Consider the following 23,636-nt stretch of genomic DNA (forward strand, 5'->3'; position numbering starts at 1 on the left):
GAACATCGGGCAGGCGTCGCACCCCCCAGCTTTTTTCTCGTCAACAACCACAAAAAACATCATTTCGCCCACGCGGGCCTGTCAGCAGAATGTCTCCATTCCCACTCGCGCAACGACACGAGCGTCGCAGCGAGCCGCACTTCAAGGAGACAGCCGTGGCAGTGGAAAAAACCTCAATCGATACGCTGGTCGTCGGAGCCGGCCAGGCCGGCGTGGCCATGAGCGAGCACCTGGGCAAGCTCGGCGTGCCGCATCTCGTGCTGGAGCGCGACCGCATCGCCGAGCGCTGGCGCACCGGGCGCTGGGATTCGCTGGTCGCGAACGGCCCCGCGTGGCACGACCGTTTTCCGGGGCTCGAATTCGACGGCCTCGATCCTGATGCGTTCGCATCGAAGGACCAGGTCGCCGATTACTTCGAAGCCTATGCGCGCAAGTTCAATGCGCCGATCCGCACCGGCGTCGAAGTGAAGAACGTCGTGCGCAACACGGGCAAGCCGGGTTTCATCGTCGACACCTCGGACGGCACGATCGAGGCGAACCGCGTGGTCGTCGCGACGGGCCCGTTCCAGCGCCCGGTCATCTCGCCGATCGCGCCGGACGATGCCGGCCTCATGCAAATCCACTCGGCCGATTATCGCAACCCGGCGCAATTGCCCGACGGCGCGGTGCTGGTGGTCGGCGCGGGTTCGTCGGGCGTGCAGATCGCCGACGAGCTGCAGCGCGCGGGCCGGCAGGTCTATCTGTCGGTCGGCCCGCACGACCGCCCGCCGCGCGCGTATCGCGGCCGTGACTTCTGCTGGTGGCTCGGCGTGCTCGGCGAATGGGACAAGGAAGTCGCGACGCCCGGACGCGAACACGTGACGATCGCGGTGAGCGGCGCGCGCGGAGGCCACACGGTCGATTTCCGCGCCCTCGCGCACCAGGGCGTGACGCTGGTGGGGCTGACGAAGGCGTTCGACGGCGGCGTTGCGATGTTCGAGCGCGATCTCGCGATCAATCTCGCCCGCGGCGACGAGAACTACCTGGCGCTGCTCGATGCGGCCGACGCGTACGCGGCGCGCAACGGCCTCGACCTGCCCGAAGAGCCTGAGGCCCGCCGCATTCTGCCGAATCCGGATTGCGTCACGCAGCCGATCCTCACGCTCGACCTGGCCGGCGCCGGCGTCACATCGATCGTCTGGGCGACGGGCTACGCGGTCGACTACGGCTGGCTGAACGTCGACGCGTTCGCCGCGAACGGCAAGCCGCAGCACCAGCGCGGCGTGTCGAAGGAGCCGGGCATCTATTTCCTCGGTCTGCCGTGGCTGTCGCGGCGCGGCTCCAGCTTCATCTGGGGCGTGTGGCACGACGCGAAACACATCGCCGACCACATCGTCACGCAGCGCAAGTACCTCGACTATCACGACGCGTCGCAACGCCGCGCGCAAACGCGCACCGGGCACGACGACTCGTCGCATGCGGGGCAGGCCGATGCGCGCCCGCTGGTCGACGCGATCGGCTGATACGCGCTCGCGGCACGTGCCGCGCCCGGCAAGGCGCCAGGACGCGGCGACCCCGCTACAACCGGAACCCGCCGCGACCGCTCCCGGCGCGGCGGGCGAACCCACCGTCATTCGAAGGACCTCGATGAGCCAGCCTACCCACACCCGTATCCGCATGTTCAATACGAAGGATACCTACCCGAACCAGACGCTCGACAACGACCTGTGCCAGGCCGTGCGCGCCGGCAACACCATCTACGTGCGCGGCCAGGTCGGCACCGATTTCGACGGCAACCTGATCGGCCTCGGCGATCCGCGCGCGCAGGCCGAGCAGGCAATGAAGAACGTGAAGCAGTTGCTGGAGGAAGCCGGCAGCGACATCACGCACATCGTGAAGACGACGACCTACCTGATCGACCCGCGCTATCGCGAGCCCGTGTACCAGGAAGTCGGCAAGTGGCTGAAAGGCGTCTACCCGATTTCGACGGGGCTCGTCGTCTCGGCGCTCGGCCAGCCGCAGTGGCTGATGGAGATCGACGTGATCGCGGTGATCCCGGACAACTGGCAACCGAACCGCGCATAGGAGGCGACATGACTTTCTCCATCGTCGGGCGCTGCCCGGAAACGGGGCAGCTCGGGATCGCGATCAGTTCGTCGAGCATCGCGGTGGGCGCGCGCTGCCCGTGGGTGCGCGCGGGCGTCGGCGCAGTCGCCACGCAGAACGTCACGCTGCCGGCGCTCGGCCCGCAGATCCTCGACCTGATCGAACACCGGCAGCTCGCACCGGCGGCCGCGCTCGACCGCGCGCTCAGCTCGAACGGCTGGAGCCAGTACCGGCAGGTCACGGTGATCGACGGGCAGGGGCAGACCGCGTGCTTCACCGGGAAGGAGGCGCTCGGCACGCACCATGCGGTTGAGGGCGAGCAATGCGTGGCGGCGGGCAACCTGCTGGCCGCGCCGGGCGTGATCGACGCGATGGCGCGTGCGTTCGAGCAGTCGCCCGGGCTGCTGGCCGACCGCCTGCTCGCCGCAATGCACGCGGCGATCGCGGCGGGCGGCGAGGCCGGACCGGTGCATTCGGCCGCGCTGAAGGTGGTCGGCGACGTGACCTGGCCGATCGTCGACCTGCGCGTCGACTGGGCCGATGCCGATCCGATCGGGCAACTGGATGCGCTGTGGCGCGCGTATCGCCCGCAGATGCAGGATTACCAGACACGCGCGCTGAACCCGACCGCCGCGCCGAGCTACGGAGTGCCGGGCGATGAGTGACACGTCGAGCCGCGCATTGCTCGAACGGTTGATCGGCTTCGCGACGGTCAGCCGCGATTCGAATCTCGCGATGGTCGAATTCATCCGCCATTACCTCGACGGCCTTGGCGTCCCGAGCGAGCTGTTCTACAACGCGGAACGCACGAAGGCGAGCCTGTACGCGACGATCGGGCCACGCGATCGCGGCGGCATCGCGCTGTCGGGCCATACCGACGTGGTGCCGGTCGACGGGCAGGCGTGGACGGTCGAGCCGTTCCGGCTGACCGAGCGCGACGGCCGGCTGTACGGGCGCGGCACGGCCGACATGAAGGGCTTCATCGCGTCGGTGCTCGCGGCCGTGCCGGCGTTCGTCGCGCGGCCGCTGCGTCTGCCGGTGCATCTCGCGTTTTCGTATGACGAGGAAGTCGGCTGTCTCGGTGTGCGGCCGATGCTCGATGCGCTGGCCGCGCGCGAGCACCGGCCGCGCCTGTGCCTGATCGGCGAGCCGACCGAACTGAAGCCGGTGCTCGGTCACAAGGGCAAGCTCGCGATGCGCTGCCACGTGAAGGGCGCCGCGTGTCACTCGGCATACGCGCCGCTCGGCGTCAACGCGATCGATTACGCGGCGAAGCTGATCGGCCGGCTCGGCGAGATCGGCGCGGCGCTCGCGCGGCCCGAGCATCACGACAGCCGCTTCGATCCGCCGTTCTCGACCGTGCAGGCCGGGTTGATCAAGGGCGGCCGCGCGCTGAACATCGTGCCGGCCGAATGCGAATTCGACTTCGAAGTGCGGGCGCTGCCGGCATTCGACGCACATGACGTGCCGAGAAAGCTGCAGGATTATGCGGAATCCGAACTGTTGCCGAAGATGCGCGCGGTGCAACCCGATACCGATATCCGACTGCAACCGCTCGGTGCGTATCCGGGGCTCGCGACGTCGCCGGACAGCGAGGCCGCGCGGCTGCTCGCGATGCTGAGCGGATCCGACGCATTCGGCACGGTCGCGTTCGGCACCGAGGGCGGGCTGTTCGGGCAGGCCGGCATTCCGACTGTGGTGTGCGGGCCGGGCAGCATGGACCAGGGGCACAAGCCCGACGAGTTCGTCGCGGTCGAGCAGTTGCACGGATGCGACGCGATGCTGGGCCGTCTCGCGGCGTATCTCGCTTCGGATGACTGATCAGGCCGCGGAGCCGCATGCCGCATCTCGCACGCTGCCGCTCCGCGGCGCGTGCGGTTTTCTTGTTGCTATCGCGCCGATTCCGCGACGATCTGCGCCAGCCGCTCGCGGCAGAACTCGACGAACGACTGCGCCTGCTTCGTCAGCTGACCGCGCTTCAGCCGTGCGCTCACGAGCCCCGACGGACTCACCGTTTCGCTGAGGGCGATCGTCACGACGCGCCTGCCGTCGTACGTGTATTCGGAGTGCGGCCGCGTGACGAGCAGCGAGAAGCCGAATCCCTGGCCGACCATGCCGCGCACCATTTCGATCGACGGCGAAGCGAACACGATGTTCGGCGTGAGCCCGAGCTCGCGAAACAGGCTGACGAAGTATGTGCGGCTCGGCAGCACGTCGAGGAGAATCATCGGCTCCACGCTGAGGTCGTGCAGCGATACGTGCGACTGCCCCGCGAATCGGTGGTTCTCCGGCAGCAGCACGTATGGTTGCTGCGGCGGCATCAGCGGCTCGGTTTCGATCGTGCCGTCGAGATCGTGGTCGTAAAGGAACGCGAGATCGAAGGTGCCGGCCGTCAGGCCCTGCACGAGCTCCTGCTGGTCGCCGTCGCGCAGCCGGATGTTGACGCCCGGATAGCGCTCCCGAAAGCCCGCGATCAATTGCGGCAGGTAGAGCGGCGCGACGGTCTCGAAGCAGCCGATGTCGATCTGCCCGGTGATCACGTCGTTGTCGGCGAGCGCGTTCTGTTCGAATTCGTGCGCGATGCGCAGCAGTTCCTGCGCCTTCCGGTAGAAACGCGTGCCGGATGGCGTCAGCGACACGCCCTGCGCGTGATGGCGGATGAACAGCTTCACGCCGAAACTCTCCTCGAGCCCCTTGATCGCGCTGGAGATCGACGGCTGCGCGATGAAGAGCTGGCGCGACGCCTCGGCGACGCTGCCGGATTCCACCGTCGTCACGAAATATTTCAGTTGCCGCAAAGTGTAGTGAGCCACAGGCACCTCTGATACTCGGCCCCGGCGCACATGCGTCGCCGGAGCGCGTAATCGGTCCATCGTTTCGGGTAGCACCTTACCTGAAGAAAATCGGCGCCGACATTTCCGCTGCAGAGCTTTTTCGTATGTCTCGGAAATATTTTTAGTATTTTCCGGGCGCCGCATGCGTGGCGCACCATCGTCTCCAATCCGGATCGCGACAAAAGCGCGCATGCGCGCGGCGAACTGCCGCCAGCGTATCCGGACCCGATTGCAGGCGCACGCTTCGGCGCGCGCCGGCTGACACGGCACGCGCGCATCGCCGCGCAGGACAGGAGACTTCGCCATGACGACCGCGGACCGCAACGCGTCCCCCATGATAGAGAAACACACGATCGGCTACGTGCCGCCCGCAGAACGCCACGGCAAGGTGCGCGACCTGTTCACGCTCTGGTTCGGCGGCAACATCGCGCCGCTGCCGATCGTGACCGGCGCGCTCGGCGTGCAGCTCTTTCACCTGAACCTGATGTGGGCGATCGTCGCGATCGTGGTCGGCCAGGCGGTCGGCGGCGTGCTGATGGCGCTGCATTCGGCGCAGGGGCCGCAGATGGGCATCCCGCAGATGATCCAGAGCCGCGCGCAGTTCGGCTCGTGGGGCGCGCTGCTGGTCACGGTGATCGCGGCGGTGATGTACGTCGGCTTCTTCGCATCGAACATCGTGCTGGCCGGCAAGTCGGTGCACGGCATCGCGTCGTCGGTGCCGGTGCCCGTCGGCATCGTGATCGGCGCGGTGGGCTCCGGGCTGATCGGGATCGTCGGCTACCGGTTCATCCACATCCTGAACCGGATCGGCACGTGGGTGCTCGGCATCGGCATCGTGGTCGGCTTCTGGATGATCCTGTCGCACGTGAGCACCGCCGATTTCCTCACGCGCGGCGGCTTCGACTTCGCCGGGTGGCTGGCGACGGTGTCGCTGTCCGCGTTGTGGCAGATCGCGTTCGCGCCGTACGTGTCTGACTATTCGCGTTACCTGCCGGAGGACGTCGGCGTCGCGTCGACGTTCTGGGCGACCTATCTCGGCTGCACGATCGGCTCGACGCTCGCGTTCATCTTCGGCGCGGTCGCGGTGCTCGCGGTGCCGGCCGGCGCGGACACGATGGATGCGGTCAAGCAGGCGACCGGCCCGCTCGGCCCGCTGATGCTGGTGCTGTTCCTGCTGAGCGTGATCAGCCACAACGCGCTGAACCTGTACGGCGCGGTGCTCGCCGTCATCACTTCGGTGCAGACCTTCGCATACAAGTGGATTCCGACCGCGAAGACGCGCGCGGTGGTGTCGGTGGTGATCTTCATCGCATGCTGCTACGCGGCGATCGGCGCGTCGACGAACTTCGTCGGCAATCTCGTCGATCTCGTGCTCGCGCTGCTCGTCGTGCTGGTGCCGTGGACGGCGATCAACCTGATCGACTTCTACGTGATCCACAAGGGCAAGTACGACATCCAGTCGATCTTCATGGCGGACGGCGGCGTATACGGCCGCTTCAATCCGCAGGCGCTGCTCGCGTATGCGATCGGGATCGCCGTGCAGATTCCGTTCATGAACACGCCGATGTATGCGGGCCCGATTCCCGCGCATCTCGGCGGCGCAGACCTGTCGTGGCTCGTCGGGCTGGCGCTGACGTCGCCGCTGTACTACTGGCTCGCGACCCGCGACAGCGCGTACCGGCGTCGGCAGACGGGCGCGCAGCTGCCGTCGTCGGCGGCGCGATAAGCGGATCGTCTCTCGACGTGACGAAAGGAAGCGGCCGCCGCATCGGATGCGATGCGGCGGCCGGGAGACGGGGAAGAGGGGGGGCGAGCCGGTTCAGGCGCGCGGCATGTCGTACCGGACGTCGCAACCTCGCCCGCCCCGTGAATCACACGCCCACGGAACGCGCGACCCGCACCGGCACCGACTTGTACGACGGCGTGCCGCTTTCCTTGTCGATGTAGTCGAGCGGCACGAGCACGTTCGCTTCCGGGTAATACGCGCCGACCGACCCCGGCGCGATGTCGTACTCGATCGCGGTGATCTTCTCGAGACGCAGCGTGCGGCCGGATGCGGTGATCGTCTCGACGTCGACGAGGTCGCCGTGTTCGAGCCCGTACTTCGCGAGATCGGCCGCGTTCATGAACAGCACGTCGCGCCGCCCGAACACACCGCGATAGCGGTCGTCGAGCCCGTAGATCGTCGTGTTGTACTGATCGTGGCTGCGCAGCGTGATCAGCCGCAGCACCTGCTCGGCGCCGAGCAGGTCGGCGTCTTCCTTCACGCCCTTGTAGACCGAGAACGTCGCCTTGCCGGTCGGCGTGGGCCACACGCGCTCGGTGGGCGGCAGCGGCAGGCGGAAGCCGCCCGGCGTGCGGATCCGTTCGTTGAACGCCTCGAAGCCGGGCACCGTGCGATCGATCAGGTCGCGGATGCGGTCGTAGTCGGCGATCAGGTCGAGCCATGCGACCTTGCTGTTCGGCAGCGTCGCATGCGCGATTCCGGCGACGATCGCGGGCTCCGAGCGCAACTGGTCGGACGCCGGCTTGAGCTTGCCGGCCGATGCGTGGACCATCGACATCGAATCCTCGACGGTGATCGACTGCCGGCCGCTCGCCTGCATGTCGAGCTCGGTGCGGCCGAGCACGGGCAGGACGTAGGTTTCCTTCGCCACCAGCAGATGCGAGCGGTTCAGCTTCGTGCCGAGATGCACGCTCAGATCGAGCTTCGCCATCGCGGGGAACGACAGATCGGGATCGGGCAGCGCGACCGCGAAGTTGCCGCCGAGGCACAGCAGCGCCTTGGCCTGGCCGTCGATCATGGCCTGCATCGCTTGCACCGCGTCGTGCCCGTGATGCGCGGGCGGCTTGAAGCCGCACACGTCCTCGATCTTCTGCAGGAATTCGGCCGACGGCTTCTCGGTGATGCCGACGGTGCGGTTGCCCTGCACGTTGGAGTGGCCGCGCAGCGGGCATATGCCTGCACCGGGCTTGCCGAAGTTGCCGCGCATCAGCAGCAGGTCGGCGATCAGGCGCACGGTCGCGGTGCCCTTGTTGTGCTGCGTGACGCCCATCCCGTACGTGACGATCGTCGCGTTCGACTTCGCGTAGGCGAGCGCGACCTGTTCGAGCTGCGCCTGGCTCAGGCCGCTCGCGCGCTCGATGTCGTCCCACGACGTCGCCTGCAGGTCGGCGGAGAACGCGTCGAAGCCGTCGGTGTGCTGCGCGATGAAGTTGCGGTCGAGTACGTCGCCGCGCTCGGCCTCGAGCCGCAGCAGCGCCTTCATGATGCCTTTCAGCGCGGCGGCGTCGCCGCCCGCGTCGACCTGATAGTACGTCGAAGCGATGCGCGTCGAGCCGAACGACGCCATCTCGATCATGTCCTGCGGATCCGCGAAGCGTTCGAGCGCGCGCTCGCGCAGCGGATTGAACACGATGATCGGCACGTTGCGGCGCGAGCACTCGTGCAGCGTGCCCATCATTCGCGGGTGGTTCGTGCCGGGGTTGTGGCCGATGGAGATGATCAGCTCGCAGTGGTCGAAATCCTCCAGCGACACCGTGCCCTTGCCGATTCCGATCGACTGCGGCAGGCCGACGCTGGTCGGCTCGTGGCACATGTTCGAGCAGTCGGGGAAATTGTTGGTGCCGAGCTCGCGCGCGAAGAGCTGATACAGGTACGCGGCTTCGTTTGACGCGCGGCCCGACGTATAGAACTCGACCTGCTCGGGTGGCAACGCGCGCAGCACCTCGCCGATGCGCGCGAATGCGTCGTCCCATTCGACTGCGCGGAACGTGTCGGTCGCGCGATCGTAGACGAGCGGATGCGTGAGCCGGCCCTCGTTCTCCAGCTCATAGTCTGACAGTCGCAGCAGCGACGACACCGTGTTTGCCGCGAAGAACTCGGGCGTCACGCGCTTGGTCGTCGCTTCCCACGTGACGGCCTTCGCGCCGTTCTCGCAGAACTGGAACGTCGACTTGTGTTCCTTGTCGGGCCAAGCGCAGCCGGGGCAGTCGAAGCCGTCGGGCTGGTTGGTCCGCATCAGCACGATCGGCGCCTCGATGGTTTCCATTTGCGTGCGCACGGCCTCGGCTGTCGCGCGAAGCGCGCCCCAACCGCCGGCGGGCCCATCGTACTTCCTGATGCCCGGCACTTCGCGTCGATTTGTCATGTGACTCTCCATGAGCCGGACCCGCTGCAGGGTGGCTCGGGTTGCGCCGCGTCGCGGCATGGGGCGGTCCCGTCCCGCGGACGGAGCCGGTCATGCGGGCCCGTGCATCCGGGCCCGTCGGGTTTCAGTGCGCGTCCATCCTCGCACCGGACGACGTCTTGCCGAATGCCTTCGCGACCGGTTGCGTTCGACGCCAGCAACGCCGGCGCTTCGCGGAGCCCGCGGCATTGCTTCGACTGCGTTCAAAATAGCGAATCGGCCCGGGGCCTCCAAGACACAGTTCCGCATCGGCGCGGCCGCGAATTGCACCCTCACATGCATGTGCTCGGGAGATGCAAGGAGTACAGACGAGCGCGCACGCGGGTGCGGCGTGCGGGATACGAAAAGGTGGCGGTGCGCGATGCGCGCGCGTGGGCGCGCATCGCGGCGAAGCGGGGTCAGTCGGAGAGCGTCATCGCAAGTCGCTGTCGTGCGATCTGCTTCACGGCGGATGACAGGGCTGCATCCTGCAGATCGTTGGCCCAGACGGAGAATGAATCCTCGATCAGGTTGCGGGTGTCGGGCGGCAGCTCGGCCAGCATCAGCGCCACCACGGTGAAGAGCACGGCGGTGTCGCTGGCGTGGCGGCTCGCGTTCGCGTCGACGGCCTGCTTCAGGCTGTCGACCGACGCTTGCAGCGCCTGTAATGCGTCATTCGATTCGCTCATTTCACGCCTCCATTCAGGATGGTGCGGCGACGACGAACGTGCGGCCGGCAACGCGGCCGGTGCACGCGATGCCCGGCAGGCATCGCGCGCGGGCGGGACGTCAGGTCGCCGCGGTGGCCTGCGGCGCCACGGCCACCGATGCCTCGCTCGTCAGCATCAGGAACGTGAACGTTTCGCGCAGGTACAGGCGAACGACCTTGTCGGTGTGACTCGTGTAGCCGATCGACACGTCTTCGCCGAGGTGCAGTTCATAGTCGCCGCCGCGGGTGGACAGCACGCAGCCGCCGCTGATCGCCGGTGCCCAGATGATCTCGCCGCTGACGATGCGCTTGATGTGGCCGAGGACCGGGTAGCCCTGGTCGCGCGCTTCGCTCAGCGCCGTGTAGGCGTCCGAACCGAGCACGACCGAGTACGGGCCGTCGACGCCGGCGAGCCGCAGTGCTTCCAGCGCATCGCTGATCGCGTCCGGGTACGCGCCGACGTCGGCCGGCAGCGTGAGCTTGCGGTTCGACGTGCCTTCGCGGATGCCGACGATGTCCGCGGCCAGGTAGCCGTCGAAGATCGCGCCGTCTTCCGCGAATGCGAGCCGTTGCGCGGCGTCCTTCGCCGGCTGCCAGTCGGCGTCGCGCGCGCCGCGCTCTACGCTGTCGATCGCATCGCGACTCAATTCGAACGGCACCGTGAGCTCGACGATCGTACGCGCTTCGCGCAACCGTGCGCTCACCTGCTCGCGCGGCGCGGCGACCTCGCGCAGATGCCCGGTGCCGACGGCCGACAGCGCGGGGCCGGCCGGGCCCTCGACGTCGACCACGCGGCGCCCGGCCACCGAGCGCTTGAAGGTGCGTGCCACTTCCTCCTCGATCTGTTCCCAGGCGGCGGCGGAAACGGGCGCGAGTTCGCGGTGCAGGTTATTCATGGGCTTTGGCTCCTTTCAGCGATCCGATGTTCAGCGAGCCGTCACGACGCGACTCGGGCGAGGTGGGTGCCGGCTGCGAGGCGGTGGCGTCGGCGGCCGGTGCGGCGCGATCGGCGAGCGCTTCGAGCAGGTCGGCCGACGGCACGAAGAACAGCGAACCGGTGACCGCGCGGCTGTAGTCGAGCAGCCGGTCGTAGTTGCCGGGCGGGCGGCCGACGAACATGTTCTCGAGCATCTGCTCGATCGGCGCCGGCGAGCGCGCGTAGCCGATGAAATAGGTGCCGAATTCACCGTAGCCGGGGCGCCCGAACGGCATGTTGTCGCGCAGGATCTTCACTTCCTTGCCGTCTTCGTCGAGCGTGGTCAGCGAGCTGTGCGAGCACGACGGTTTCACGTCCGGCGCGAGCTCGATGTCGGACAGCTTGGTGCGCCCGATGATGCGTTCCTGCGTCTCGACCGCGAGCGCGTTCCAGCCGGCCATGTCGTGCAGGTACTTCTGCACGATCACGTAGCTGCCGCCCGCGAATGCCGAATCCTCGTCGCCGATCACCGTGAAGTCGACCGCCTCGCGGCCTTCCGGGTTCTCGGTGCCGTCGACGAAACCGATCATCGCGCGCTGGTCGAAGTTGCGGAAGCCGTGCACCTCGTCGACGACCGTGACCGCGTCGCCGAGCGCGCCGAGCAGTTGGGTGGCGAGTTCGAAGCACAGGTCCATCGCCTCGGCGCGGATGTGCAGCAGGATGTCGCCCGGCGTCGCGACCGCGACACGCTGGCCGGCGCCGAATTCGCGGAACGGATGCAGCGACGCGGGGCGCGGATCGCCGAACAGCGCATCCCATGCGTCGGCGCCGAAGCCGCACACGCAGGACAGATTGCCGCCCGGCACGCGCTTGCCGACCGAGCGCACGAGCGCGGCGATGTCGCCGCACCACGCGCGGATCGTGTCGGCGCGGTCGGCGCCCGGGTTGACGGTTGCGACGAGGAAGATCGCGCTGCGCGTGATCGGACTGTGAACGGCCTGGGAGAGCGGGGGAAGGGTTTGCATCGCGGCCTGCCGGTCAGTCATGTCGGGACGGACGGGCCGCGAATGCCGCGGCGCGCGAAGACGAACGGTTGGACTGTGTCATGCGACTGTTCTCTTTGTGACATGCGGATGAAGGACGTTCGTTGCGCATGCGTCGCGCAACGGGCCACGGCGGCGGCCTGCCGCCCGGGCGCAACGGGTGGCCGCGCACTCGCCCGGCGCGTGACCTTGCCGCACCGCGTGACGGCGTCGAGCATGCAATCTAGCAGCTTCGGCGGGTCTTTGGAACACGTATCGGCGAACTGTCATTCGAATGGATTGATCGGGGTCCGATTTCGCGCAGCGGGCGTGCAGCTGTACTCCTGAAGCGCGCGGCGCTGTGCTCTTGAGCGGGCGTGGCGCGTGCAGTAGATTGGATTCGCTCCGCCCGCCGACGAGAACCATCATGATGAACCTTCTGGAAGAGACGCGTATTTTCGGTGCAGTGATCGAGCATGGCGGTGCGTCCAACCTGATGGTGGGCAACGCGCAGGTGAACGCGCGGCTCGATCGCCTCGAACGGTATCCCGGCTGCCGGTTGTTGCCGGACCGAACGGGCGACGAGATGCCGGCGTCGCGTTCCATGAGTGCTATCGCCCGGATAGATGCGTGCGCAACCGTTCATCCTCGCGAAACCATCCGCCGTGTCGATGGAGTATCGATCGCGGCGCCTAAGCAATTGCACGGGTCATCGTTTTGAATACGTCCACCGTTTCCGCCGATACGGCCGCCGAGCGCATCCGCCGCCGCTTCGGACACTTCCTCCATGCGGCCGAACTGGCCGGGCTGATCGTGATCGGTCTCGCGACCGCGTTCGCGATGACGCAGGAGGCGTGGAAGGTCGTGCTCGCGGGCGAGGTGTCGCTGACCGACCTGCTGTTGATGTTCCTGTATCTCGAAGTGCTCGCGATGGACGTGCGCTACCTGCGGCTCGGCCGGCTGCCGGTCCGCTTTCCGCTGTTCATCGCGATGACGTCGCTTGCACGCGACCTGATCCTGCGCGGCGCCACCGACAGCCCCGAACGAATGCTGATGACCACGTTCGGGATCGTGCTGCTCGCGGTGGGCGTACTGATCCTCGGCTTCGGTCAGCATCGTTTTCCGACGGAAGTCGACGATGTCGAAGAAGATGCGCGCCCGCGTCGGTAACGCCGCCTGCGTGCGCGTGGCCGGCGCTGTCGGCGAAGAACGAAGGATTCCACATCGATAGCGGTGTCATCGTTGAAATGGCCGCAACCGGCAAGCTCGCCGTGTCCGGCCCGCCCGGGATGCTCGCCAGGCCGCACGCCGCGCACGGCATGCGGATTGCTTCGCCCGCTTGACACCCGCGCACGCGTATCCAGCGTGTTGCGCCGCAACGTCGATGACGTTCCGCGCCGGTTGCGGATCGCGTACGAGCCACGGTTCGCGTTTGCGTGCGCCGCGGGGTCGTCCGTCCCTGCTCTTTTCGGGCAGGACGCCGATAATGGGATCGTTACCTCAGCCGGGAGCCGCGCCATGTCCGGAAGCGACGCATCGTCTTCACGCCCCGATCTTGCGCAGGGCATTTCTCTCGATGACATCGCCGACGGCGTGATGATCGAGGGCCGGGTCGGCGACGACGCGGTGCTGCTGGTGCGCCGCGCCGATGCCCTGTTTGCCGTGGGCGCGCAATGCCCTCACTACGGCGCACCGCTGGCCGACGGGCTGCGGGTCGGCGACACGATTCGCTGCCCGTGGCATCACGCGGCGTTCTGCCTGCGCACCGGCGAACGGCAGCGTGCGCCGGCGCTCGACGGCCTGACATGCTGGCGCGTCGAACGTCGAGACGGCCGCGTGGTCGTGCTCGGCGCGCAGCCTGCCGCGTCGCCGCCCGTGTCGAATGCGCCCGGATTGCCCGAATCGGTGGTGATCGTCGGCGGTGGGGCGGCCGCGATCTCGGCGGCCGTGACGCTGCGGCAGGAAGGCTACCCGCACGCGGTCACGCTGCTGAGCGCGGACAGCGAGCCGCCGTACGATCGACCGAACTTGTCGAAGGACTATCTGGCCGGCACGGCCGAAGCCGACTGGCTGCCGCTGCGCGGCGCGTCGTTCTATACCGACCAGCGCATCGACGTGCGCTGCGGCACGCGCGTCGCGCGGATCGACCCCGCGCAACACGCGGTCGAGCTCGCGGACGGCAGCCGCGTCGGCTACGGCGCGCTGTTGCTCGCCACCGGCGCCGAGCCGAACCGCCTGACCGTACCGGGCGCCGATCTTCCGCACGTGTGCGTGCTGCGTTCGCGCGCCGATTGCGATGCGCTGATCGGCAAGCTGAAGACCGCGCGGCGCTGCGTCGTGGTCGGCGCGAGCTTCATCGGCCTCGAAGCGGCCGCCGCGCTGCGCACGCGCGGGCTCGACGTAGACGTGGTCGCGCCCGATGCGCGGCCGATGGCGCGCGTGCTCGGCGACGCGCTCGGCGATACGATCCGCGCGCTGCACGAATCGCACGGCGTGGCGTTCCATCTCGGCGCGACGCCCGCGCAGATCGCGCCGGATCGCGTCACGCTGTCGAACGGCGACGTGCTGCCGGCGGATGTCGTGCTGGTCGGCATCGGCGTGCATCCGAACGTCGCGCTTGCGCAGGACGCGGGGCTGGCCGTCGATCGCGGCGTGACCGTCGACCGTTTCCTGCAGACGAGCGCGCCGAACATCTACGCGGCCGGCGACATCGCGCGCTGGCCCGATCCGCTGACGGGCGAACGCATTCGCGTCGAGCACTGGGTCGTCGCGGAGCGACAGGGGATCGCCGTGGCGCGCAACATGCTCGGCCGGCAGCAGCCGTTCGACGCCGTGCCGTTCTTCTGGAGCCAGCACTATGACCTGACGGTGCGCTATGTCGGACACGCGGAGCAATGGGATCGCGTCGAGATCGACGGCGACCTGCGCGCGCACGACGGTTCGGTGACGTACTGGCGCGGCAACGCACGGCTCGCGGTCGCGACGATCGGCCGCGATCTCGATTGCCTGCGCGCGGAAGCGGCGCTCGAGCAGCAGGGCGCGACGCACGCGTGAGCGGGTTGCGGACCGTGCGTTGAGCGGTGCACGCTACGGTCAACGCGTTGCGTATGCAACGGTCGTTGCAGCGTCGCGACACGCACCGAGGTCGGTGTACCGCGACTCCCGTTGCGCCATCGACGCGTTCGCGACGACAAACCCGAACGCGAACCGCCCGGTGTTCCCCTCGCCGACGGGCGCGCGCCTTGCTCGAACAGCGCGACGGTATCCACACCGTTTCCGCTTTCGACAAGGAGGGCCTGACATGAAAGCAGTCGTATTTCACGGCATCGGCGATATTCGCATCGATACGGTACCCGACCCGGAAGTCGCCGACGTGACCGATGCGGTCGTGCGCCTCACGGCCAGCGCGATCTGCGGCACCGACCTGCACATGGTGCGCGGCACGCTCGGCGGGATGAAGCCGGGCACGATCCTCGGCCATGAGGGCGTCGGCATCGTCGAGACGGTCGGGCGCGACGTGCGCAACCTGAAGCGCGGCGATCGCGTGCTGATTCCATCGACGATCGCGTGCGGCAGCTGCGTGTACTGCCGCGCGGGCTACACCGCGCAATGCGACGTCGCGAACCCGGGCGGGCCGCGCGCGGGCACCGCGTTCTACGGCGGTCCGGCAGACACGGGGCCGTTCGACGGGCTGCAGGCCGAATACGCGCGCACGCCGCTCGCGAACGCGAGCCTGATCCGGCTGCCCGACGCGATCGACGACGACCGTGCGATCCTGATGTCCGACATTTTCCCGACCGGCTACTTCGGCGCGCAGCTCGCGGAGGTCAAGCCCGGCGACACGGTGGCCGTATTCGGCGCCGGGCCGGTCGGTCAGTTCGCGATCGCGAGCGCGAAGCTGATGGGCGCCGGTCGCGTGATCGCGATCGACCGCATCGCGTCGCGGCTCGAGATGGCATGCGCGCAAGGCGCCGAGACCATCGACTTCTCCGAGGAGGACCCCGTCGACACGGTGCTGCGGCTCACCGGCGGGATCGGTGTCGATCGTGCGATCGACGCGGTCGGCGTCGACGCGATGCGCGCCACGCACGGTCCGGCCACCGCCGATCGCGACGCGGCGCGCGCGTTCGATGCGGAAGTCGACGCCGTCGCACCGCGCCGCAAGCCGGACGGCCGCTACTGGATACCCGGCGACGGGCCGTCGCAGGTGCTGCAATGGGCGGTGCGCGTGGTCGCGAAGGCCGGCACGGTCGCGATCATCGGCGTGTATCCGCCGCAGGCGCGCGTGTTCCCGGTCGGCGAGGCGATGAACCGGAACCTGACGATCAAGATGGGCAACTGCAATCACCGGACCATCACGCCGCGGCTGATCGAGCTCGTGCGCAGCGGGGCGTTCGACCCGGCGTCCGTGCTGACACGCTGCGAGCCGCTGACGAACGCGATCGACGCGTATCGCGCGTTCGACGTGCGCGAGCCTGGCTGGATGAAGGTGAAGCTGACGCCATGACGATGCGAACCGGAAGGAGGAGGGCAGTGATGAACGAGATCGACGATCGCTACGACAACTGCATGGCCGCATGCGACGCGTGCGCGCATGCGTGCGACGCATGTATCGCGGGATGCCTGGCGGAACCCGAGGCGCAGACCCTGACCGCCTGCATCGCGCTCGACATCGAGTGCGCGCAGCTGTGCCGCCTTGCATCGGGCGCGATGGCGCGCGCCAGCGTGCTCGCGCCCCAGGTGTGTGCGCTTTGCGCGCTTGCATGCGATCTGTGTGCGGCCGAATGCCTGCAGCACGCGCACGACCATTGCCGGCGCTGCGCGCTGGCATGCGATACCTGCGCCGCGATGTGCCGCGCGATGGCCTGAACGGTCAGCGCGTGTCGTGAACCTGGCGGGCGACGCGCTGCAGCAGCGCGTCGAGCACCGCCATCTCGACGGGCTTGACGAGGTGATCGTCGAAGCCCGCGCTCGCGGTGCGTGCGAGGTCGGCCGGGCTCGCATGGCCGGACAATGCGACGCAGGTCGTGTCGGCCAGCACATCGATCGCGCGCAGTTCGTGCAGCAGCGTGAAGCCGTCGACGTCGGGCATCGAGAGATCGACGAGCATCAGGTGCGGAACGACCTCGCTCGCGAGCGCCAGCGCGTCGCTCGCGTTGTACGCGACGTGAGGCGCGTGGCCCTTGACCTGCAGCAGCACGGCGAGCGTGTCGGCGGAGTCGCGGTTGTCGTCGACGATGACGATGCGCAGCGGCGCACCGGCCGGCTGTTCGGCTGCGCGCGGTGCGGGCGCGTCGCCGGGCGCCGCGCGTGTCGCGTGCTCGATCGGCAGCCGCACCGTGAACGTCGCGCCATGGCCGGGGCCGTTGCTTTCAGCGGCGATCATCCCGCCGTGCAGCTCGACGAACGACCGGCAGATCGCGAGGCCGAGCCCGAAGCCGTCCGACGGGCGCCGGCCCGACGCGCCTTCCTGTTCGAACAGGTCGAAGATCGATTCGAGCGCGCCCGGCGCGATGCCGACGCCGTGATCGGTTACGCGGATCGCGACGGTCGGCCCTTCGGCGCGCGCGCAGACGTCGATGCGCCCGCCCTGCGGCGAGAATTTCGACGCGTTGTCGAGCAGGTTGTGCAGCACCTGGACGAGCCGCGCCACATCGCCGCGCACCACCAGCGGATCGGCCGGCAGGTCGACGCGAATGTGCTGCTCGCGCGCGGCCAGCTTCGGCTGGATGCTTTCCACGCCGCGGCAGACGAGGTCGCGCACGGTCACCGGCGCGTCGTCGAGTTCGACCTTGCCGGCGGTGATGCGCCCGACGTCGAGCAGATCGTCGACCAGCCGCGTCAACTGTCCGACCTGGCGGTGCACGGCGTCGCGGCATTGCGCGAGCGCGGGCGCCGGATCGGGCAGGCTCTGCAGCACGCCGACCGAATGGCGCAGCGGCGCGAGATGGTTGCGCAATTCGTGCGCGAGCATCGCGATGAACACGCTGAGCCGGTGCGTCGACACTTCGAGCTCGGCGAGCCGCTTGCGCTCGGTCATGTCGCGCGTGATCTTGATGAAGCCGGCGAGCTGGCCCGCATGGTCGCGCACGGCCGTGATCGTCACGCTGGCCCAGAACAGCGAACCGTCCTTGCGTACGCGCCAGCCTTCGTCCTCGAAGCGACCGTGCGCGACGGCTTCCCGGAGCGCGAATGCGGGCCGCCCGGCGGCGATCGCGTCGGGCGGATAGAAGCGCGAGAAATGGTGGCCGACGATGTCGGCCGTGCGATAGCCCTTGATGCGCTCGGCGCCTGCGTTCCACGTCGCGACGTTGCCATGCGTGTCGAGCATGAACACCGCGTAGTCGGTGATCGCACCGACGACGGTCTCGAAGCGAAACTCGGCGAAGCGGTGCAGCAGATCGCGCGCGTCGTTGGGTCCGAGCGGCGGGGGCGGATCGGAAATGGTGTCGTTTGTCTTCATCGTCACGGCAAGTCGGATGCGGGCGGAGGAACGCCGCCCCGCCGCAGCCGGCCCGGCCGGCGGCGGCCATTCAAATCGGATTGACACGCCCGAAAGCATAAGGGAGGTCAATTCACCTGATCAATGGGGGCGCATGGCCTGTGCCGCGCGGCGCGCGCGGCGCGAAATCCTGCCGGCGGACGGCCGGGCGGCGGCGGTGCGGCATGGCGATTGCATCGCCGTCCGGTCCGCACGCCGCGACGGGACGGGCGCGAGAGCCCCGGCCGGGAGCGGTGCGACGCTTTGCGGCTACACGAGGGCATCGACATGAACAGCACACTGAACCCCGACAACGAACCGGCCGGCCCGGACGACGACAACGCGCGGCGCGGGCGCGACGGCCGCGCGCTGGGGCCGAGCGACTCGTCCGACAGCGGCAGCGACACGGCGGGCGCGCGGCGCCATCCGTTCGACGTCGATTCGCCGCTCGACGAACACGCGCTGGAGCGCGGCGACGCGGCCCTCGACAGCGATACGGACCGCGCGGGCACCGGCGAGCGCGCGTCCGCGGATGGCGACGCGGGGCTCGAGGAAGGCGCCGACATCGAGCCGGATCGCACGGAACGGCTGAGCGAGCCCGGCGGCGTCGACGATCCGGACGCGCCTGAGGAACCCGGCACGGGCGACGTATAGGGTCGTTGCACGGCGACCGGCCGCGCAAAAACTGCAATCCCGTTGCAGATAGGAAGGTCCGGCAAGGGACATTCGGCGACGAGTGACCGGTCAGCGTCGCCCGTCTGTGGGCATCGGGCGCGAGATACGGCGATCACGGCGTGGACTGGACTATTGACGTCGGCGCGCCGCCTCTGCGCGACGGCCGGCCACGCGGCACGTGACTTGCAACCGGTTGACCGACGCGCGCCGCGACGCGACATGGGGCCGCGCGCGGCACAGCCGCGAACAAGGAGAGACACGATGCAACGACGATATCCCGGACGGCAAGCCGAACGGAGCGGCCCGCCCGACTGGCAGGAGCGCAGCGCACGCGCGTACCGGGACACCGGCGAGCGCGATCTGCGCGGCGACGAATCCCGACGGCAGGATGCCGACTACGAATCCGCGTACCGGCGCTTCGCGAGCGAGGACGTCGGCCCGGAAGACTGGGGCAGCGAATGGAGCGAGCGCTCGGCACGCTCGTCGGCCGAACAGCGCGGCGCGAGCGGTGACTGGCGCGACGCACCGGGCGACGCGCGCGATCCGGCATGGGAAGCCGAACGCGGCTATGGCGACCGAGGCCGTCGCCCGGAAGACGGCAACGGTCGTCCCCGCCGCTACGGCGGCGACCAGCAGGGGTTCCGTGGCCATCACCGGATGGCCTGGTATGGCGGCGAGCGCGATTACGATTCTCGCGATCCGTCGCGCTTCGGCAGCGATGCGCAACGCGACACCATGCGCCACCGTCGCGGCCCGAAAGGCTATACGCGCTCGGACGAGCGGATTCGCGAGGACGTTTGCGAGCGACTCGCGCATGCGCTCGACATCGACGTGAGCGATGTTTCCGTGCAGGTGCGCGACGGCCGCGTCGAACTCGACGGGACCGTGCCGTCGCGCTGGATGAGGCACGACATCGAGGACATCGCCGACAGCTGCATGTGCGTGCGCGACGTCGAAAATCGTGTGCGCGTGCAACGCAACAACGGCGACCACGATACGGGCATGGTGCTGCATCCGTCCCAGCGCACGGTCACGCCGACGCAGCCTGCGGTGCGCGAGCCGGAACCGGGCAGCGGTGCCGGCCGCGATCGCGACACGCGCCGTTAAAGCGCCGTTGACCGCCGATACGAGGATGATTCAACCGCGGACACAGGCATCGCGCGCATGACGACCGGCACTGACGACCGGCCGCGCGACGATCGCGACGCACGCGGCCTTCGCGTGCGCTTCGCAGCGAACGCGCCGAACGAAGTGGGCGACATGACTTTCGTGCAAGTCACGCAGCACACGGCCGCATCGTTTACGGTGCGCACGTTCGGCCATCTGCACAGGCTCGGGCGCGCGCTTTCATTCGCGGCACGATGACGATCGATGATCTCGTGCTGATCAACGCGTACATCATTCAGATCAACCTGCCGCTGAACGCGCTCGGCTTCGTGTTCCGCGACGCTCCGTGCGCTCGCGTTTTCCTCTGGAGATATCCATGCCGAACCTTCCGAACCCGGCGACATCCGAAGCCCTGACCGAGCGTCGCGCCGGTAGCGCATTCGCCAACCGCCAGGCCGCGGTCGCGGCCGTCGAACTGCTGTTGCCGACGTTGTCGGCCGCGCTGGAGAGCGACTTCGTCGGCGACAGCGGTTGCCTGCACATCGTGATCATGGATCCGGCGCTCGGGCCGCGCGACGCGGCGTTCGAGGACGCGATCCTCTACGAGTTCTCGCTGCCCGACCCGAAGGACTGGGACGCCGACTATCGCGCCTATGCGCGCGCGAAGGCGCGACTGTCGTGGGAAACCGGCCGCGACGGCCACGTCGTGCAGGCGCTGGAGCCGTACCGGCTGCGCGCGGGCGACACGAACCTGTGGGGCGGCGTCGCGCAGCACGGGATCGTGGTCGGCGTGTCGGGCGCGCAGCCGTGGTTCGACGAGGCGTTCGCGGGCTGCATCGCGCACTGCCTGCGCGCGCTCGCGAAGCACCGCGCGCAGGCGACGCCGGACGGGCTCGCGATCTGAGCGCCGCAGGCCGCGCCGGTTTTTACAGCAGCTTATAAAAAAGCCCGTCGGCGGGCGCGGCGGCCCGATGCGGCGCGGCCGTGCGCAGTCTGGCACGGTTCTCGCTGTACCTCCTGCACCGGCGCGTGTCGCGACAAGCGTCACGGCCACGATTCTTCGGACACTCGCAGGAGGTGCATGTTGAACGCGACTCACGATCCAGCCCGAACGCCGCTCGCCGGCCGCACCGCGCTCGTGACGGGCGGCGGCCGCGGCCTGGGCGAAGCCATCTGCGAGGAACTCGCGCAACATGGCGCGCACGTGATCGTCGCCGATCTCGACGGCGATCGCGCGGCGGCCGTCGCGCAGCGCCTCGAGCGGCATGGCGGCCAGGCGGTCGGAAGGCCGCTCGACGTGCGGGACGAGGCGTCGGTGCTGCAGGTCGTGCACGACGCGCGCGAGGCGCTCGGCGATCTCGACGTGATCGTCAACAACGCGGCGATCGACGTGACCGCGCCGATCGACGACGTCAGCGTCGCCGCCTGGCAACAGGTGCTGATGACCAACCTGTTCGGCCCGTACCTGATGTGCCACGCGGTCGTGCCGATGATGAAGGCGCGCGGCGCGGGGCACATCGTCAACATCGCGTCGACCGCATCGAAACGCGCATGGCCGAATGCATCCGCGTATCACGCGACGAAGTGGGGGCTGCTCGGGCTGTCGCATGCGCTGCATGCGGAGTTGCGGCCGGCCGGCGTGAGCGTGTCCGCGATCGTCGCGGGCGGGATGCGCACGCCGTTCCTGCTCGACCGCTTCCCCGACATCGACGAGGACACGCTCCAGCCGCCCGAGCACGTCGCGGCCGCCGTGCGGTTCGTGCTGACGCAGCCGCCGGGCACCGTCGTGCCGGAACTGATGGTGTTGCCGATGAAGGAGACGTCATGGCCCTGAGGCGTGAGCGACGGCTGCCCGGCGCAGTGCTGCTCGACAAGGACGGCACGCTGCTGGAGAACGTGCCGTACAACGTCGACCCCGCGCGGATGCGGCTCGCGCCGGGCGCCGCGCGCGCGTTGCGCACGCTCGGCGCGACGGGCATGCCGATCGCGGTCGTGTCGAACCAGCCGGGCGTCGCGCTCGGCTACTTTGACGAATCGAAGCTTGGCGCGGTCCGTCAGCGTCTCGCCGAATTGTTCGAAGCGAACGGCGCGACGCTGGCGGATTTTTTTTATTGCCCGCATCACCCGGCCGGCAGCGTGCCGCGCTACACGTGCGACTGCGTCTGCCGCAAGCCGCGCCCCGCGATGGTGCGCCGCGCGATCGCCACGTTCGGCGCGGTCGCGGAATGGAGCTGGATGATCGGCGACATTCTCGACGACGTCGAGGCCGGCCGCGCCGCGCGCTGCAGCACGATACTCGTCGACTGCGGCAACGAGACCGAATGGCGACTCGATGCCGCGCGCACGCCGCACCATGTGGTCGACCGTCTCGATCTCGCCGCCGACATCGTCGTACGCGAGGCCGTGCGCCGTCACGGCTCGTGGGTGCGGCGATGAGCACCGCCTGGGAACGCGCCCGACGCATCCTGTGCGTGCGGCTCGACAGCCTCGGCGACGTGCTGATGACGACGCCCGCACTGCGCGCGCTGAAGGAGAGCGGGCATGGCCGCCGGCTCACGCTGCTGACGTCGCGTACCGGCGCCGCGCTGACGAAACACCTGCCGATGGTCGACGACGTGTGGACGTATGACGCGCCATGGGTCAAGCATCCGGACGCGCACGGCGATCCGGTGACCGATCTCGACATGATCGACCGGCTGCTGGCCGGCCGCTTCGACGCGGCGGTGATCTTCACCGTGTACAGCCAGAGCCCGCTGCCCGCCGCGATGATGTGCTGGCTCGCCGGCATCCCGCTGAGGCTCGCGCATTGCCGCGAGAATCCGTACGAACTACTGACCGATCGCGTGCCCGAAACCGAGCCGGATTCCCACGTGCGCCACGAGGTCGCGCGCCAGCTTGCGCTGGTGCGCGCCGTCGGCGCGAAAACCTCCGACTGGCGGATGGCGTTCGAGCCGGGCGATGCGGCGCGACGCGCGTTGCACCAGCGGTTGCGCGCCGCGTTGCAGCGGATCGGCGGTCCGCGCCGGCCGGGCCCGTCGCGCGCGCGCTGGCTGGTCGTGCATCCGGGCGCGAGCGCGGCGTCGCGCCGCTGGCCCGCCGAGCGCTTCGGCGCCGCGGCCGCGCGGCTTGCGCCGCTGTTCGACGGCATCGCGGTGACAGGCAGCGCCGACGAGCGTGAGCTCGTCGATGCCGTGTGCGAACGCGCGGGACCGCGCGCCGTGGCGCTCGCGGGCACGCTGCCGCTCGGCGAACTCGGCGCGCTGATCGAGACGGCGGACCTGCTGCTGTCGAACAACAGCGGCCCGGTGCACCTCGCGGCCGCGCTCGGCACGCCGGTCGTCGACCTGTACGCGCTGACCAATCCGCAGCACACGCCATGGCGTGTGCCGCACCGCGCGTTGAACGTCGACGTGCCGTGCCGCAACTGCTACCGCAGCGTATGCGACCAGCCCGGCCATCCGTGCCTGCTCGGCGTGAGCGTCGACGACGTCGTCGAGGCGACCCACGCGCTGTTGCGCGGCAGCGCGCGCCATGCGCAACGCGCGGCCGCGCTGGCCGCCGTGCGCGGTGCCGAGCCGGCCGCGGCGAACGCGTCGAACGTGATTCCGTTCGCGCACGTCACCACGAGGAACTGACGC

Annotated in this window: 23 protein-coding genes; 17 read left to right on the forward strand and 6 right to left on the reverse strand. The window is 68.9% G+C overall.

Annotated features, from left to right (window positions below; translation table 11 throughout):
* Positions 1–155 precede the first annotated feature (155 nt).
* From WS45_RS16530 to argE, 4 genes are all read left to right on the forward strand, one after another.
* A complete protein-coding gene (locus WS45_RS16530) occupies positions 156–1,502 on the forward strand; it encodes a flavin-containing monooxygenase (protein ID WP_059700778.1) in 1,347 nt (448 codons plus the stop codon).
* Between the two features lie 124 nt (positions 1,503–1,626).
* On the forward strand, positions 1,627–2,064 hold the full coding sequence (locus tag WS45_RS16535; RefSeq protein ID WP_059700779.1) for a RidA family protein: 438 nt from the start codon (positions 1,627–1,629) through the stop codon (positions 2,062–2,064).
* 8 nt (positions 2,065–2,072) lie between these two features.
* The gene (locus tag WS45_RS16540; protein ID WP_059700780.1) at positions 2,073–2,750 is read left to right on the forward strand and encodes a DUF1028 domain-containing protein; all 678 of its coding nucleotides are present in this window, start codon (positions 2,073–2,075) and stop codon (positions 2,748–2,750) included.
* The gene (gene argE, locus WS45_RS16545; protein ID WP_059700781.1) at positions 2,743–3,906 is read left to right on the forward strand and encodes an acetylornithine deacetylase; all 1,164 of its coding nucleotides are present in this window, start codon (positions 2,743–2,745) and stop codon (positions 3,904–3,906) included. The genes WS45_RS16540 and argE overlap by 8 nt, the downstream gene beginning before the upstream one ends.
* Positions 3,907–3,974: 68 nt before the next feature.
* Here the strand turns inward: argE and WS45_RS16550 are convergent, their stop codons facing one another.
* Positions 3,975–4,898 (reverse strand): LysR family transcriptional regulator, encoded by a 924-nt coding sequence (locus WS45_RS16550; RefSeq protein ID WP_059537143.1) that lies wholly within the window; start codon positions 4,896–4,898, stop codon positions 3,975–3,977.
* 325 nt (positions 4,899–5,223) lie between these two features.
* Between WS45_RS16550 and WS45_RS16555 the strand changes: the two genes are divergently transcribed.
* The gene (locus WS45_RS16555) at positions 5,224–6,645 is read left to right on the forward strand and encodes a purine-cytosine permease family protein (RefSeq protein ID WP_059700782.1); all 1,422 of its coding nucleotides are present in this window, start codon (positions 5,224–5,226) and stop codon (positions 6,643–6,645) included.
* 145 nt (positions 6,646–6,790) lie between these two features.
* Here the strand turns inward: WS45_RS16555 and WS45_RS16560 are convergent, their stop codons facing one another.
* The 4 genes from WS45_RS16560 to WS45_RS16575 form a co-directional block, all read right to left on the reverse strand.
* Complete coding sequence (locus WS45_RS16560; RefSeq protein WP_059700783.1) at positions 6,791–9,070, reverse strand: FdhF/YdeP family oxidoreductase; 2,280 nt, start codon at positions 9,068–9,070, stop codon at positions 6,791–6,793.
* Positions 9,071–9,507: 437 nt separating this feature from the next.
* Entirely contained in the window at positions 9,508–9,777 is a 270-nt protein-coding gene (locus tag WS45_RS16565) for a hypothetical protein (protein ID WP_059700784.1), read from the reverse strand.
* Between the two features lie 100 nt (positions 9,778–9,877).
* Positions 9,878–10,693 (reverse strand): family 1 encapsulin nanocompartment shell protein, encoded by an 816-nt coding sequence (locus WS45_RS16570; protein WP_059700785.1) that lies wholly within the window; start codon positions 10,691–10,693, stop codon positions 9,878–9,880.
* Positions 10,686–11,759: a Dyp-type peroxidase gene (locus WS45_RS16575; RefSeq protein ID WP_059700786.1), complete on the reverse strand. Its 1,074-nt coding sequence runs from the start codon at positions 11,757–11,759 to the stop codon at positions 10,686–10,688. Before WS45_RS16575 ends, WS45_RS16570 begins: the two co-directional genes overlap by 8 nt.
* A 403-nt stretch (positions 11,760–12,162) precedes the next feature.
* Between WS45_RS16575 and WS45_RS16580 the strand changes: the two genes are divergently transcribed.
* The 5 genes from WS45_RS16580 to WS45_RS16600 all read left to right on the forward strand — a co-directional run bounded on the left by WS45_RS16580 (position 12,163) and on the right by WS45_RS16600 (position 16,604).
* Positions 12,163–12,456, forward strand: coding sequence for a hypothetical protein (locus WS45_RS16580; protein ID WP_059700787.1), 294 nt, complete (start codon positions 12,163–12,165; stop codon positions 12,454–12,456).
* Complete coding sequence (locus tag WS45_RS16585) at positions 12,453–12,905, forward strand: phosphate-starvation-inducible protein PsiE (protein WP_059700788.1); 453 nt, start codon at positions 12,453–12,455, stop codon at positions 12,903–12,905. The genes WS45_RS16580 and WS45_RS16585 overlap by 4 nt, the downstream gene beginning before the upstream one ends.
* 348 nt (positions 12,906–13,253) lie before the next feature.
* The gene (locus tag WS45_RS16590) at positions 13,254–14,789 is read left to right on the forward strand and encodes an FAD-dependent oxidoreductase (protein ID WP_059700789.1); all 1,536 of its coding nucleotides are present in this window, start codon (positions 13,254–13,256) and stop codon (positions 14,787–14,789) included.
* Between the two features lie 247 nt (positions 14,790–15,036).
* Entirely contained in the window at positions 15,037–16,242 is a 1,206-nt protein-coding gene (locus WS45_RS16595; RefSeq protein ID WP_059537109.1) for a zinc-dependent alcohol dehydrogenase, read from the forward strand.
* A 29-nt stretch (positions 16,243–16,271) separates the two neighbouring features.
* Positions 16,272–16,604 carry a four-helix bundle copper-binding protein gene (locus WS45_RS16600; RefSeq protein WP_059700790.1) on the forward strand — a complete coding sequence of 111 codons (333 nt, stop codon included), beginning with the start codon at positions 16,272–16,274 and terminating at the stop codon, positions 16,602–16,604.
* A 4-nt stretch (positions 16,605–16,608) separates the two neighbouring features.
* Here WS45_RS16600 and WS45_RS16605 read toward each other — a convergent pair whose 3' ends face one another.
* Positions 16,609–18,198 (reverse strand): PAS domain-containing hybrid sensor histidine kinase/response regulator, encoded by a 1,590-nt coding sequence (locus WS45_RS16605; protein ID WP_059700791.1) that lies wholly within the window; start codon positions 18,196–18,198, stop codon positions 16,609–16,611.
* A 306-nt stretch (positions 18,199–18,504) separates the two neighbouring features.
* Between WS45_RS16605 and WS45_RS16610 the strand changes: the two genes are divergently transcribed.
* From WS45_RS16610 to WS45_RS16640, 7 genes are all read left to right on the forward strand, one after another.
* A complete protein-coding gene (locus WS45_RS16610; RefSeq protein WP_059692850.1) occupies positions 18,505–18,870 on the forward strand; it encodes a hypothetical protein in 366 nt (121 codons plus the stop codon).
* Between the two features lie 282 nt (positions 18,871–19,152).
* On the forward strand, positions 19,153–19,998 hold the full coding sequence (locus WS45_RS16615) for a BON domain-containing protein (RefSeq protein ID WP_059700792.1): 846 nt from the start codon (positions 19,153–19,155) through the stop codon (positions 19,996–19,998).
* A 57-nt stretch (positions 19,999–20,055) separates the two neighbouring features.
* Complete coding sequence (locus WS45_RS36430; RefSeq protein WP_059700793.1) at positions 20,056–20,256, forward strand: hypothetical protein; 201 nt, start codon at positions 20,056–20,058, stop codon at positions 20,254–20,256.
* A gap of 118 nt (positions 20,257–20,374) precedes the next feature.
* Positions 20,375–20,902, forward strand: coding sequence for a hypothetical protein (locus WS45_RS16625; RefSeq protein ID WP_059700794.1), 528 nt, complete (start codon positions 20,375–20,377; stop codon positions 20,900–20,902).
* Positions 20,903–21,079: 177 nt separating this feature from the next.
* The gene (locus WS45_RS16630) at positions 21,080–21,832 is read left to right on the forward strand and encodes an SDR family oxidoreductase (protein WP_156437201.1); all 753 of its coding nucleotides are present in this window, start codon (positions 21,080–21,082) and stop codon (positions 21,830–21,832) included.
* Complete coding sequence (locus WS45_RS16635; protein WP_059537084.1) at positions 21,823–22,434, forward strand: D-glycero-alpha-D-manno-heptose-1,7-bisphosphate 7-phosphatase; 612 nt, start codon at positions 21,823–21,825, stop codon at positions 22,432–22,434. The genes WS45_RS16630 and WS45_RS16635 overlap by 10 nt, the downstream gene beginning before the upstream one ends.
* Positions 22,431–23,633 carry a glycosyltransferase family 9 protein gene (locus WS45_RS16640; protein WP_059701018.1) on the forward strand — a complete coding sequence of 401 codons (1,203 nt, stop codon included), beginning with the start codon at positions 22,431–22,433 and terminating at the stop codon, positions 23,631–23,633. Before WS45_RS16635 ends, WS45_RS16640 begins: the two co-directional genes overlap by 4 nt.
* Positions 23,634–23,636 lie beyond the last annotated feature (3 nt).

It is taken from the genome of Burkholderia sp. RF2-non_BP3, from assembly GCF_001522185.1.
Classification (GTDB): Bacteria; Pseudomonadota; Gammaproteobacteria; order Burkholderiales; family Burkholderiaceae; genus Burkholderia; species Burkholderia diffusa.